Raw genomic sequence first — 12,533 nt, forward strand, 5'->3', positions numbered from 1 at the left:
GGATGGCGACAACGTTGCGAGGGAATGTTGTACACCCCCTCGCGGAACGGCCCCGGGTCGGGCTCACCGGTAGGCGAGCCCGACCCGGGGTCAGACCGTTCGGATCAGAGCTCGACGGAGGTGATGTCGAGCTCGCCGACGTTGGACAGTTCCATCTTCTTGATCTTCTCCGAGTGGCCGGACTGCTGGCCACCGAAGTAGATCGGCATGGTCGGAACGTCCGCGTCGATCTTGGCAACGGCCTCGGCGAACTTGGCGTGCGACTCGTCGATGCTCGGGGCGCCGCTGGCGGCCTTGGCCAGGGCGTCGACCTCCGTGTTGCTGTACAGACCGTCGTTCGAGGAGCCACCGGTCACGTAGAGCGGGTTGACCCAGTTCTCGACGTCCGGGTAGTCCTGCTGCCAGCCGGCGCGGTAGGCACCGTCCATCTTGTGAGCGTTGATGTTCTGGCGGAAGACCGCGAAGGTCGGCACACCGACGGCGACGGCGTCGATGTTCAGGTTGGTCTTGACCTGCTGGGCGACGGCCTCCATCCAGTCCTTGTGGCTGGCGTCGGCGTTGTAGTACATCTTCAGCTGGCCCTTGAAGCCACCGGCCTCGGCGAGCAGCGTCTTGGCCTGGGCCACGTCGAACTTGCAGGCGGTGCAGTTGCCCGGCTTGGCGCCCGGGGTCAGCGGGTTGGCCCAGCTGTCGGCCGGCTTGCGGTTGCCGAAGAAGATCTTGTCGGTGATCTGCTGGCGGTCGACCGACAGCGAGATCGCCTTACGCAGCTTCGGGTTCTTGAAGCGGGCGTCGTAGATCGGGAAGGCGATGATGCCGGTCACCGGCGTGGTGGAGGAGATCGCCCGGTCACCCAGGTCCGACTTCCACTTGTCACCGGCCAGCGAGGAGACCGGAACCTGCTGCTGGAAGTCCAGGTTGCCGGAGACCAGGTCGTTGTAGGCCGCCGTGTCGTCCTGGTAGATCTTGACGTTGACGTCCTTGATCTTCATCTTGTCGCGCAGGGCGTAGTCGTCGAAGCGGGTGAGCTTGATCGCGACGTTGTTCTCCCACGACACGAACTTCACCGGGCCGTTGCCGACCGGCTTCTTGCCGAAGTCCTCCGCCTTGCCCGCGAAGAACGAGTCCGGCAGCGGCATGAAGGTGCTGTAGCCGAGCTTGGTCGGGAACACGGCGGTCGGCGCGGCGAGCGTGACCTCGAAGTTCCAGTCGTCGACGACCTTCAGGCCGGACATCGTCTTCGACGTGGGCTCCGGGGCCTTCTTCGGGCCGTCGTCGTCCGGGTCGGTGGTGTTGACGTCCGCGAAGCCCGCGATGTCGCCGAAGAAGCTGGCGTTCTGCGCGCCGTTCGGCGAGTAGGCGCCCCAGTTCCAGGCGTCCACGAAGTTCTTGGCCTTCACGACGGTGCCGTCGTGGAACTTCGTGTCCTTCTTGATCTTGATCTTGTAGACCTTGGAGTCGGCCGTGTCGATCGACTCGGCGAGCGCGTTACGCGGCGCGCCACCGTCGTTCGGGTACTCCACCAGGCCGGTGAAGAGCCAGTCGATGATCTTGCCGCCACCGGTCTCGGTGGTGTTCGCCGGAACCAGGGGGTTCTCCGGCTCGGTGCCTTCAATGACGATGCCGCCGTCGCTGCTGCTGCCGGCGCTGCCGCCGTCATCGCTGCCGCTGGAGCAGCCGGTCGCGATGAGCGCGAACGCCGCGCCCACGGCGATCGCGCCGCTCGCCCGCTTCGAGACTCTCATTCCGAGGGGCCTCCTCTTTCTGGCCTGGTTCCGTCGTGGGTTTCACGGACGTATGGGGGGTGACGCCGCCAGTGACCCCGATGTCGCAGGTCACTGGTTTTACCGCAGAGAAATCGGGACACCCCAGGGGGACCGATCCGCCGAGCCACCCCACCTCTCGCGTTCGACGCCGCGCAGGCTCGACGGCCACGAACCGCTCAGGGGAGCGGCGCCGTGGCCGGCGGGACGTGCGGGGTGCCTCGCGCCAGGGGTGAGGTGCTGCCACTGTGACACCCACCGGCCTGTTTCGTGAAGGTGCCGTTATCAAGCCGTTAGTTGGTCGCCGCGTTGCCGATACTTGAGCAAAGATCATGATGTGCCCTGGTCGTACCCCTCTGAGCAGGTAAGACATCAAGATGCCTGAGCGCTGTGGCGACCGTAGGCTGAGGCCTTGTGAGCTTCCCTGCCTCCGCTCCGGCCCTCTCCGACGTCCATCGGACGCTGGCCGTTTTTGCCCATCCGGATGATGTCGACTTCGGCTGTGCGGGGACGATCGCCGGCTGGGTGGAGGAAGGCGTCGAGGTCGCGTACCTGATCGTCACCCGCGGCGACGCCGGCGGCTTCGACGACACCGCGCGCCAGCGGATGCCCCCGCTGCGCGAGGAGGAGCAGCGCGCCGCGGCGGCCGAGGTCGGGGTGACCCGGGTCCACTTCCTCGACGGCTACACCGACGGGACGGTCGCCCCGACGCTCGACCTGCGCCGCGACGTCAGCGCCGCCATCCGGCGGTTCCGGCCGGACCGGGTGCTGACCAGCTCGCCGCTGCGCCGCTGGGAGCACCTCGCCGGGCCGAGCCACCCGGACCACCTCGCCGTCGGCGAGGCCACCACCTGCGCGGTCTACCCGGACGCGCGCAACCCCTTTCTCCACCCCGACCTGCTCGCCGAGGGACTGGAGCCGTGGGTGGTCCGGGAGATCTGGTACGCCGGCGGCCCGGCCCCGGACCACGCCGTCGACGTCACCCGGCACGCCGAACGCAAGATCGCCGCGATGCGGGCACACCGCTCGCAGACCGGCCACATGGACGTGGAGAACTGGGTCCGCGACCGGCTGACCACGGTCGCCGACAACGCCGGACTGCCGCCGGGCCGGCTGGCAGAGGCGTTCACCGTGCTGCGTACCGAGTGACCGCCGGGCGGGCGGCTCCCCTGAGCGGCGGGCTCAGACCAGGCGGCGGTCCGCCGCCCAGCGGGACAGCTCGTACCGGTTGGACATCTGGAGCTTGCGCAGCACGTTCGACACGTGCGTCTCGACCGTCTTGATCGAGATGAACAGCTCCTTCGCGATCTCCTTGTACGCGTAGCCCCGGGCGAGCAGGCGGAGCACCTCGCGCTCGCGGTTGGTGAGCTGGTCCAGCTCCGGGTCGGCCACCGGCGCGTCCGGCCGGGCCGCGAAGGCGTCCAGCACGAACCCGGCCAGCCGGGGGCTGAACACCGCGTCGCCGTCGGCCACCCGGCGGATCGCCGCGGTCAGCTCGTCCGGGGAGATGGTCTTCGTGACGTACCCCCGGGCACCGGCCCGGATCAGCCCGATCACGTCCTCGGCCGCGTCCGACACGCTCAGCGCCAGGAACCTGACCTGCGGATGGGTACGTCGCATCGCGTCGAGCACCGCCCGCCCGCCACCGTCGGGCATGTGCACGTCGAGCAGCACCACGTCGGGCTGGGTCGCGGCGATCCGGTTGACCGCCTCGGCCACCGTGCTCGCCTCCCCGACCACCTCGACGTGCCCGCCCAGCTCGGCCCGTACGCCCGCCCGGAACATGGCGTGGTCGTCGACCAGGAACACGCGCAGCCGCTCAGCGCGGGCGCCCGCCCCCTCCACCGGTTCCATCGACTGCTCCGCCATGTCATCTGTCCCTTTCCGCCGTGGGGCCGTTGCCGCTGATCGGCAGGATCAGCCGTACCTCGGTTCCCTCACCCGGCGCGGACCTGATCTCGGCCCGGCCGCCGTGCCGTTTCATCCGTCCGACGATCGATCCCCGCACGCCGTGCCGGTGATCCTCCACGGTATCCGGATCGAAGCCCTTGCCCCGGTCCCGGACGAAGGCGCTCACCTGCTCGGGCTCGACCTCGGCGTAGAGCGACACGGTCTGCACCTCGGCGTGCCGGGCCGCGTTGACCAGTGCCTCCCGGGTCGCGGCCACCAGCGCGCCGATCCGCTCATCGGTCTCCCGGTCGCCCACCACCACCGCCTCGACGGTGATCGCGAAGGTGTCCTCCACCTCGGCCGCGGCCTGCTCCAGCGCGGCGGCGAACCGTTCGGCGGGCGAGGCGGTGGGCTTGTACAACCAGTTGCGCAGCGACCGTTCCTGGCCACGGGCCAGCCGCTGCACCGTCTTGACGTCGCTGGCGTTGCGCTGGATCAGGGCGAGGGTGTGCAGCACCTGGTCGTGCACCATCGCCGCCAGCTCGGCGCGTTCCTGCTCGCGGATGCGCCCCTCCCGCTCGGAGCGGAGCTGGTTCCAGGTCCGCCAGAGCACCGGGGCGGCCACCACGCCGACGCCGGCCAGCCCGACCAGCGCGAAGATGACGCCGTTGACCACCGCGTCGAAGTTCTGCACCGGCGAGTAGACCGCCGCGACCCCGATGATGCCGACCGCGACCAGCACCCCGCCGCCGACGAAGCGGAGCACGAAGGCCCGCCGGTCGCTCTCCTCGACCACGGCGCCCAACCACGGCACGGGCAGCGACTCGCCCCACTGCCGTCGGCGCTCCGGCGCGGACTGGTGCCAGATCACCCCGGCGCCGACCGCGATGATCGCCACCAGCCAGCCGGCGGTGCCGGCCGCACCGACCGAGTCGAAGACCATCACCTGCACCAGCAGCACGCCGAGCCCGATCGCCACGAACGGCAGCAGCTGGGCGAGGTCGCGCCGGGCCGGCGTGGCGGTGTCGCCGGGACGCAGCGGGACCACCGCCCAGAAGGCGGCGTAGAGCAGCAGCCCCAGGCCGCTCAGGCCGAGCAGGACCATGAAGGCGACCCGTACCCGCAGCACCGAGATGCCGAGGTGGTCGGCGATGCCGGCCGCCACACCGGCGGCCATCCGGTGCTCGGGCGCCCGGTAGAGACGGGGCGGCTGGGTCACGGTGCTGATCGGAGGCTCCCCTGGTGACGAGCGGTGCGGCGCGGACACCGGTGCGTGCCGCCGCCGGTCCGATCGTCACACGGGGCGGGGCCTGAGGACCACGGGGACGCCCCGGACATCCGGGTCGCCGGGATCTCAGGGTGGCGTCAGGGTCGGGTCCTGAGGACGCTCGGGCCGGCGACCCAGCAGGATCGAGGCATGACCGAGGAAGCTGCCCCGTCGCCCCGCCCCGGGCCGGCCGAGCCGGGCGGGGCGCGGACCGCGCCACCCGCCGCCGGCCCGACCTGGTCGGCGCCGGCGTCGCCCACGGGGGGCGACGACGCGCCACCGCCCCCGCCAGCCGGCGGGTACCCCCCGCCGCCGTCCGGCGGTGCCAGCTTCACCTCGCGGTACGGCCTGGTCCGCCCACGCGACGGCCGCTACCTGGCCGGGGTCTGCGCGGCGATCGGTCGGGCCACCAACACCGACCCGGTGCTGTGGCGGGTGATCCTCGCCGTGCTCGGCTTCTTCGGCGGTGTCGGCCTCCTGGTCTACGTGGCCGCCTGGCTGATCATCCCCGGCGAGGGCGACAGCGCCTCGCCGCTGGAGTCGGTGCTCGGCCGGGGGCGGTCCAGCATGTCCCCGGTCACCGTGATCGTGCTGAGCATCCTGGTGGCGGTGAGCTTCGGCTACATCGTCACCGACGCGTTCCGGGCGGTGCTGCTCGGCGCCGCGATCCTGATCGGCGGGGCGCTGCTGCTCAACCGGGAGAGTCGGCCCGGCGCCGCGCCGGCGCCCGCCCCCGGGCCGGAGGGCGCGCCACCGGCCGACCCGCCCGGACCGGTGCCCCCGGTCAGCTACCCGGCGCCCGGCCTGTTCGCCCCGGCGCCGGCCAGCCCGACCGCACCCCTCGCGCCGGCCGAGCCCCGCACGGCCGAGCTGCCGGCCTGGTCACCGGCGACCGCCGGGAGCACCGAACCGGGGTACCCGCCGTCCGCGCCGGTCACCGCCGAGCTGCCCGCCTGGCCGCCCGCCGCCGGATCGCCGGTCGCGTCGGCCTCCGTACCCCCGGCGCCGCCGGTGGCCGCGCCGCTGCCGCCCGGCGGCTACCGGCCGCCGTTCGCGCCGCGCGGCCCCTACGCCGGGGCGTACCCGCCGCCACCGGCCCCACCGGCGCCGCCGGTCAAGCCGCCGAAACGGCCGCGCGAACGGTCGGCGCTGGGACCGGCCACCTTCTCGCTGATCTTCCTCGCCCTGGGCGTGGTGGCCGTCCTGGACCTGCTGGACGTCTTCCCGATCGGTGCGGCCGGCTACTTCGCGGCGGCGCTGGCCACCATCGGCCTCGGGCTGCTGGTCGGCACCTGGTTCGGCCGGGCCCGCTGGCTGATCGCCCTGGGCCTGCTGACCGCCGCGGCGCTGGGCGTGGCCACGGTGGCCGAGTCCTACGACCGGATCCGCGGGGTGGACGGCACCGTGACCTGGTCGCCGGCCGACTATCGCAAGCTGGCCACCCGGTACGAGAACAGCTTCGGCGACGCCACCCTGGACCTGCGCGCGGTGAACTTCGCCCAACGGGACACCGAGATCACGGTGGTGGTGAACTTCGGTGCGGCGACCGTGGTGGTGCCACCGAACGTCGACGTGACCACGGTGACCGACGTCAAGGCCGGGGACGCCACCGTGTTCGGCCGGCGCACGGCCGGGGTGAACGGGCGGTCCCGGGAGGTCACCGACCTCGGCCCGGACGGTGCCGGCGGCGGGAAGCTGCGCCTGTACGTCCACGTCAACGCCGGCAACCTGGAGGTGACCCGGTGAAGGTCCACCGCACGGATCTCGTCTCGCTCGTCTTCGGGCTGCTCTTCCTCGGGCTCTCCGTCTGGTGGCTGCTCGCCCAGATCCTCGGGCTCGCCCTGCCACCGGTCGGCTGGTTCCTGGCCGGCGCGCTGCTGCTGATCGGCCTGCTCGGCCTGATGGGCGCGCTGCGCGCGACCCGGCACGCCGACCGGGAGACCGGCGATGCCGCCGCCGCGCCGGAACCCGCCAGCGCGCCGCCTACCGACGACGCCTATCGCTGGGACGGCCCGGACACCGCCGACCTGCGGATCGAGGGCCCGGAGCGGGCGACCGCCCCGGTCTGGGAGCCGGACGAGCCCACCGTCGTCCCGGAACCGCCGTACCGGCCGGCCGGGGAGGCCGACGAGTGGCCCACCCGGGCGGTCAGCGACCGGGCGCTCGACGCCGTGCAGGACCATCCGGCCGACGCACCGGACCCGTGGGCGGAGGACGGCGAGGACCGTCCCGGCCGCCCACCGGCCGGCCCGGTCACCGGCCCGCCCGCCGGGGAGCACCGGCCGCCCGCCTGACCGCGGCGGTGCGGGCGCCCCGCGGGGGCTCGTATGCTGGCCGGTGGAGATCCCGCCTCCGCCGGCCGGCCCGTCCCGCCGGGTGACGCCTGCGGCCGCGCCGCCGGGTCGCTCGGGGCCACGCCGACCAGGTCACGAGTGGCGGTCCCGCCGCGATGCCCGTCTCTACCCCGTCAGGAGCCCGTCCGACATGACCCAGTCCCCCGCCGTGCGCACCCCCGGCCCGTCCGGTCCGGTCCGCATCGGCGAGCGTGCCGCCCGAACCCTCGTCACCGAACTGGCCCGGCGTAACGACCCGAAGACCGCCCTGCTGGTCGGCGCGGCCCCGGAGTCCGCGGTGCTGGCCGCGGCGATCGACGCGCTGCTCCCCGGCGACACGCTCACCGTCGTGCCGGCCGGGACGACCAGCGTCGCGGCGCTGCGCGAGCACGTGTCGGCACTGGGCCGCTGGGTCGCCGACCGGGTACGCGTCGTCGACTCCCTCACCGAGGCCGACGCCGCCGAGGTGGTCATCGCGGCCGAGCCGTTCACCGGCACCGCCGAGGAGGCGCGTACGGCCGTCGACGGCCTGGCCAAGTACCTCACCGACGGCTCCGTGCTGAGCGTCGCCGCGCCGGTCTTCCGCACCGCCGGCGCCGCCGCCGAGCTGGACCGGCAGGGCGTGCTGCACGGGGTCGGCACCGATCTGGTGCTGCGCAACCAGCCGCCGGTCCGGGTGCACCACCTCCGGTTCACCCCGGCCGACGTCGCGCTGGCCGCCCGGCTGGCCCCGGCGCACCGGCCGTCCAGCGTGCCACTGACCCGCGGCATGCACATCGACTCCAACGGCGTCGCGGCGGCCGGGATCGCCCTGGGCCTGGCCGCGCTGGCCCGGGCGGCCCGGCCCAAGTCCCGGCTCTGGCTGGTGCCGGCGCTGGCCGCCGCCCCGGTGGCCGCCTTCTTCCGGGACCCGCAGCGGGACGTCCCGGAAGACCCGTCGGCCGTGGTCGCCGCCGCGGACGGTCAGGTGCTGTCGGTGCAGCGGCTGCACGACGAGCGCTTCGGCGACGGCGAGTGGCTGCGGATCGCGGTCTTCCTGTCGGTGCTGGACGTGCACGTCAACCGGGCGCCGGTGGCCGGCAAGGTGGTCGACTACTTCGTCGCCGACGGTGGCTTCGTCAACGCAATGAAGCCGGACGCCGAGCACAACGTGGCGGCGTACACCGTGCTGGACACCGACCACGGCACGGTCGTGGTGGCGCAGCGGACCGGCCTGATCGCCCGACGGATCGTGCAGCGGGCGCCGGTGGGGGCGCTGCTGGCCCGGGGCGAGCGCTTCGGCCTGATCCGGTTCGGCTCGCGGACCGACGTCTACCTGCCGGCGGACGCCGCGGAGCCGCTGGTCGGCCCCGGCGACAAGGTGGTCGGCGGGTCCACGGTGATCGCCCGCTGGCGCTGACGGCGGACATGCGAAAGGGGCGCCGCGGCTGCGGCGCCCCTTTCGCGTACGTGCGGGTGGATCAGGCGGTACGGCGCTGGTGCAGCCAGAGCAGCGGGCCGCTGACCAGGTAGCCCACCACCACGAGGGCGAAGGTGAGCCGGATGTCGACCAGCGCGCCGACCACCGGGGCCAGCCAGAGCCACGGGGGCAGCTTGACCAGCCGGGCGAGCTTCGCGTACGGAAAGCTGGAGACCATGGCGAAGGCGAGCAGCGCCACGCCGGCGATCTGCACGGTGGCCGGCAGCGGCAGCCCGATGGCGACCGTCAGGGCGAGCACCGCCGCCGCCATGGTGGTCGGCACGCCGCAGAAGAAGCGGCCGTCCTTGGGCGAGACGTTGAACCGGGCCAGCCGGATCGCGGCGCAGGCCGCGACGAGGGCCGCGGCCACCGCGGCGGCCGGGGTGGGGGCCGACCCGGCGAGCGAGGCGTAGACCACCACCGGGGCGGCGAGGCCGAACGAGCACATGTCGGCCAGCGAGTCCATCTGTGCGCCGAACGGGCTGGCCACGCCGAGCTTGCGGGCGAGCGCGCCGTCGAGGCCGTCGAACACCACGCAGGCGATCAGGAGGAGCGCGGCGAGCCGCGCCTGGCCGTTCATCGCCACGAAGATGGCGTTGATGCCGAGCATCAGGCTGGCCAGGGTGCAGGCGTTGACCAGCGCGAACTTCATCCGGCGCGCCGGGGTGCGCTCCCCGGGCAGCAGCGGGATCGACATCGCCGACGACTCGTCGACCGGCGCGGTGGGGGCGACGGCAGGGCTCACCGGCATGATCGCCTCGAACTCGGCGCGCTCGTAGCCGATCCCGGCCCGGCCGAAGCGGTCGAAGCCGTAGCGGCGGCGCTGCCGGTCGACGAGGCGCTCGGGGAGCACCAGGTCGGTGCCGGGGCGCGGGTCGCCGTCGCGGCGGCCCACCCGGACGAGCAGCACCTGGCGGGCGAACGTGCTGCTGCGGCGCAACCGGCCCGCCCAGCGACGCCCTGCGGGGCGCGGACTGTCAGTCGTACGACGCCGGCGCCATGGGGCTCTCGGCACGTTTTCCTCCATCACCGGATCGGCTGACCGCCCTCGTGGGCGGGTGTCCGGCTGTCTCGTGCCGGACCGCTCTTGGCCCGGCAGCCCGTTCAAGCGGAGTACACCATTGCACAGGAAGTGGCGGTTGGCGATAGCTGCCGGCGGTACTTATATCTCCCTTAAGCCGCGCGAACCGCTTTCTTGTTCCCATCTCGGGCCTCATCGCCCCTTTTCTCCGCCAACCTCTATTTCCGATCGTACCGGAGCCTGCCGGGCTCGGCCCGGCGAGCGGGTGCTATCGGCCTCCGCGTCCGGTTGCCAGGGCCGCCACCTCGGTCAGCCGCAGGCCTCTGACCTGGGCGGACGTGAACCAGGCCGCCCGTTCGGTCGATCCGCCCGCCTGCTCGGTCACCACCGCCGCGGTGGGCCGGTCGACCCGCACCCGGTAGACCACCCGCACCGCGTGCCAGTCCATCGGTCGGCCCTCCGGACCGAGCGCGGCCGGGTTGTGCAGATTGTCGACCGTCAACAGCTCGACCACCCGGCCGAGCTGCCCGGACTCCTCCACCAGCTCGCGGAGCAGCCCGGTGTCCGGCTGCTCGCCGTGATCCGTGCCACCCCCGGGGAGGTGCCATCGACCGGCCCCCGGGTAGCCGGGCGCGATCATCGTCAGCAGCACCCGGTCGTCGGGGTCGGTGACCAGCCCGTACGCGGCGAAGCGCTGGCCGCGGTCGGGCGCTGGCGGGGCGGGCGGCGGCAGCGCGCGGGGCAGGTCCGCCGGCAGCGGCGTGACCGGCAGGCCGAGCAGCTCGGCGGTGAACGGCATCAGTGGCACCGCCGCCGCCTCGTCGGGGGTGAACCAGCCCAGCTCGTCGCTGCCGCCGGCCGGCTCCGGGCGCGGCTCGCCGCCGCGCGCCTCGACGTCGAAGACCAGCCGGTCGGTGTGCACCGCGACGTCGGTGCCGTGGTCGGCGCCGCGGAAGGTGGCCACGTCGGCCAGCGCGGCGCGCACCCCGGTCACCTCGACCGTCAGGCCGGTCTCCTCGGCGAACTCCCGGACCACCGCGTGCGCCGGGTGCTCCGCGTGCTCCAGCCCGCCACCCGGCAGCTGCCACACGCCGGGAAACGGACACGCCGCCGATCCCCGGGCGAGCAGCGCCCGCCCGTCGGAGTCCCGGCAGACCCCGTACGCCCCGATCCTGCGCCGCCGCTCCATCCCGCGCTCCCCCGCCCCGCCGACCCGCACTGGTTGATCATGAAGTTATCGCCCGACACGTCGGCGTGTCCCGACAATAACTTCATGATCAAGCGCGCAGGTGGGAGGTGCGGGCGGGGAGGGAGAGGTGGGGACGGTGAGGGGGTCAGGTGAGGCGGGCGGCCTGGACGGCCTCGGCGGTCACCTCGGTGAGGCGGTCCGCGGGGAGGGCGTCGAGCTCGGCCGGGGCGAACCAGCGGGCCTCGCAGGTGGAGCCGCCGACGTCGGCCACGGTGGGCGGGGCCGGCTGGTCGACCACCACCCGGTAGAAGACGCGGACGCCGTGCCAGTCGATCGGGTAGCCCTCCGGACCGAGCGAGGCGGCGTCCCGGTGGCTGGCCACGCCGAGCAGCTCGACCAGGCGGCCGGTCTGCCCGGTCTCCTCGACCAGCTCCCGGATCAGCGCCGCGCCCGGCTGCTCGCCGTAGTCCGTGCCGCCGCCCGGCAGGTGCCAGCAGCCGGCTCCCGGGTAGCCCTCGGAGATCCGGGTGAGCAGCACCCGCCCCTCCGGATCGGTGACCACCGCGTACGCCGCGAAGCGCTGCGCGCGGTGCAGCCCGTCGGGGCCGGGCACCGCGTAGAACGAGGGGAAGTCGGGGGCCTCGTCGGGCACCACGTCGGCCGAGGAGGCGGGCAGGCCCAGCGCCCGGGCGGTGAACGAGCGCAGCGGCATCCGGCTCGCCTCGTCCGGCGTGACCCAGCGGGCCAGGTCGGTCGGGCGGTCGATCCGGTCGGTGAGGATGCCACCGCGGACCGAGACCCGGTAGATCAGCCGGTCGGTGTGGATGGTGATGCCCCGGTCGGGCAGCGCCCGCATGTCGGCGAGCACGTCGTCCAACCCGGCGACGGCGACCGACAGGCCCGTCTCGGCGGCGGTCTCCCGGACGACCGTGTGTCGCGGGTCCTCGCCGTGGTCGACCGCCCCGCCGGGCAACGACCACGTGCCGGGGGTGCCGGAGCGCTCCGATGCGCGGACCAGCAACACTCGGCCGACTGAATCAGCACAGACTGCGTATGCCGCGATCCTGCGGAGCGGCTCCAGCAAGGTGGTCACGGGAGGAAATTCTCCCCGGCGCCGGTTACCTGCATCGAAAAGAGTCAGATTCCTGACTCTTTGCTGGCACGTCAGGGATCGGTCAGGGTAGGGATCCGGGCGGTCACCGAGGTCGACCGGCCGCCCGGCGCGGAACGTCGAGACATGACCTCCACACACAGCCCTCAGGCCCCGTACAAGCAGCTCCGCCGCCCCACCACCGACCGGATGGTGGCCGGCGTCGCCAGCGGCCTCGGCCGCTACTTCGGCGTCGACCCCACCCTGGTCCGGGTGGCCTTCGCGGTGGCGACCCTGGTCACCGGCGGTCTCGCCGCGCTGGCGTACCCGATCATGTGGTTCCTGATGCCGGAGGAGCCGGCGGGCGCCCCCGCCTGGCCGCACCCGGCGGGTGCCGCGCAGACCCCGCCGACCACCGCCACGCCGGGGCCCACGGCCCGGCCGGACGGGTACGCGCCGGAGGGCGAGCGACCGACGGCGGTGCAGCCGACCTACCCGCCGCAGCCGCCCACCGCGTGACC

10 protein-coding genes and 1 pseudogene are annotated in these 12,533 nt (G+C 73.5%); 5 read left to right on the forward strand and 6 right to left on the reverse strand.

Annotated features, from left to right (window positions below):
• Window positions 1-104: 104 nt before the first annotated feature.
• A complete protein-coding gene (locus ACLQ2U_RS24845; RefSeq protein WP_425753172.1) occupies window positions 105-1,745 on the reverse strand; it encodes a peptide ABC transporter substrate-binding protein in 1,641 nt (546 codons plus the stop codon).
• Between the two features lie 432 nt (window positions 1,746-2,177).
• On the opposite strand from ACLQ2U_RS24845, the gene ACLQ2U_RS24850 reads away from it, so the two are divergent.
• Window positions 2,178-2,912 (forward strand): PIG-L deacetylase family protein, encoded by a 735-nt coding sequence (locus ACLQ2U_RS24850; protein WP_425753173.1) that lies wholly within the window; start codon window positions 2,178-2,180, stop codon window positions 2,910-2,912.
• A 33-nt stretch (window positions 2,913-2,945) separates the two neighbouring features.
• Here ACLQ2U_RS24850 and ACLQ2U_RS24855 read toward each other — a convergent pair whose 3' ends face one another.
• Complete coding sequence (locus tag ACLQ2U_RS24855; RefSeq protein WP_425753174.1) at window positions 2,946-3,632, reverse strand: response regulator; 687 nt, start codon at window positions 3,630-3,632, stop codon at window positions 2,946-2,948.
• 1 nt (window position 3,633) lies between these two features.
• On the reverse strand, window positions 3,634-4,872 hold the full coding sequence (locus ACLQ2U_RS24860) for a PspC domain-containing protein (protein ID WP_425753175.1): 1,239 nt from the start codon (window positions 4,870-4,872) through the stop codon (window positions 3,634-3,636).
• Window positions 4,873-5,070: 198 nt separating this feature from the next.
• Here ACLQ2U_RS24860 and ACLQ2U_RS24865 point away from each other — a divergent pair, with 198 nt between their 5' ends.
• The 3 genes and pseudogenes from ACLQ2U_RS24865 to ACLQ2U_RS24875 all read left to right on the forward strand — a co-directional run bounded on the left by ACLQ2U_RS24865 (window position 5,071) and on the right by ACLQ2U_RS24875 (window position 8,652).
• Window positions 5,071-6,666, forward strand: coding sequence for a PspC domain-containing protein (locus ACLQ2U_RS24865; protein WP_425753176.1), 1,596 nt, complete (start codon window positions 5,071-5,073; stop codon window positions 6,664-6,666).
• A pseudogene (locus ACLQ2U_RS24870) lies at window positions 6,663-6,923 on the forward strand (hypothetical protein); the annotation flags it as partial. The gene ACLQ2U_RS24865 and the pseudogene ACLQ2U_RS24870, both read left to right, overlap by 4 nt.
• 481 nt (window positions 6,924-7,404) lie before the next feature.
• A complete protein-coding gene (locus ACLQ2U_RS24875; RefSeq protein ID WP_425753177.1) occupies window positions 7,405-8,652 on the forward strand; it encodes a phosphatidylserine decarboxylase in 1,248 nt (415 codons plus the stop codon).
• A 61-nt stretch (window positions 8,653-8,713) separates the two neighbouring features.
• Here the strand turns inward: ACLQ2U_RS24875 and ACLQ2U_RS24880 are convergent, their stop codons facing one another.
• The 3 genes from ACLQ2U_RS24880 to ACLQ2U_RS24890 form a co-directional block, all read right to left on the reverse strand.
• Window positions 8,714-9,652: a CDP-alcohol phosphatidyltransferase family protein gene (locus ACLQ2U_RS24880; RefSeq protein ID WP_425753178.1), complete on the reverse strand. Its 939-nt coding sequence runs from the start codon at window positions 9,650-9,652 to the stop codon at window positions 8,714-8,716.
• Between the two features lie 349 nt (window positions 9,653-10,001).
• Window positions 10,002-10,922 carry an NUDIX hydrolase gene (locus ACLQ2U_RS24885; protein WP_425753219.1) on the reverse strand — a complete coding sequence of 307 codons (921 nt, stop codon included), beginning with the start codon at window positions 10,920-10,922 and terminating at the stop codon, window positions 10,002-10,004.
• A gap of 145 nt (window positions 10,923-11,067) precedes the next feature.
• Window positions 11,068-12,015: an NUDIX domain-containing protein gene (locus tag ACLQ2U_RS24890; protein WP_425753179.1), complete on the reverse strand. Its 948-nt coding sequence runs from the start codon at window positions 12,013-12,015 to the stop codon at window positions 11,068-11,070.
• A 144-nt stretch (window positions 12,016-12,159) separates the two neighbouring features.
• Here ACLQ2U_RS24890 and ACLQ2U_RS24895 point away from each other — a divergent pair, with 144 nt between their 5' ends.
• Window positions 12,160-12,531 carry a PspC domain-containing protein gene (locus ACLQ2U_RS24895; RefSeq protein WP_425753180.1) on the forward strand — a complete coding sequence of 124 codons (372 nt, stop codon included), beginning with the start codon at window positions 12,160-12,162 and terminating at the stop codon, window positions 12,529-12,531.
• Window positions 12,532-12,533: the final 2 nt, after the last annotated feature.

Source organism: Micromonospora sp. DT47 (assembly GCF_049844475.1).
Taxonomy (GTDB): Bacteria; Actinomycetota; Actinomycetes; order Mycobacteriales; family Micromonosporaceae; genus Micromonospora.

Excerpts from the sequence above, each read along its gene's own strand:
- ACLQ2U_RS24845 (WP_425753172.1), bottom strand. The coding sequence starts at position 1,745 with ATGAGAGTCTCGAAGCGGGCGAGCGGCGCGATCGCCGTGGGCGCGGCG.
- ACLQ2U_RS24855 (WP_425753174.1), bottom strand. The coding sequence starts at position 3,632 with ATGGCGGAGCAGTCGATGGAACCGGTGGAGGGGGCGGGCGCCCGCGCT.
- ACLQ2U_RS24865 (WP_425753176.1), top strand. The coding sequence starts at position 5,071 with ATGACCGAGGAAGCTGCCCCGTCGCCCCGCCCCGGGCCGGCCGAGCCG.
- ACLQ2U_RS24875 (WP_425753177.1), top strand. The coding sequence starts at position 7,405 with ATGACCCAGTCCCCCGCCGTGCGCACCCCCGGCCCGTCCGGTCCGGTC.
- ACLQ2U_RS24885 (WP_425753219.1), bottom strand. The coding sequence starts at position 10,922 with ATGGAGCGGCGGCGCAGGATCGGGGCGTACGGGGTCTGCCGGGACTCC.
- ACLQ2U_RS24895 (WP_425753180.1), top strand. The coding sequence starts at position 12,160 with ATGACCTCCACACACAGCCCTCAGGCCCCGTACAAGCAGCTCCGCCGC.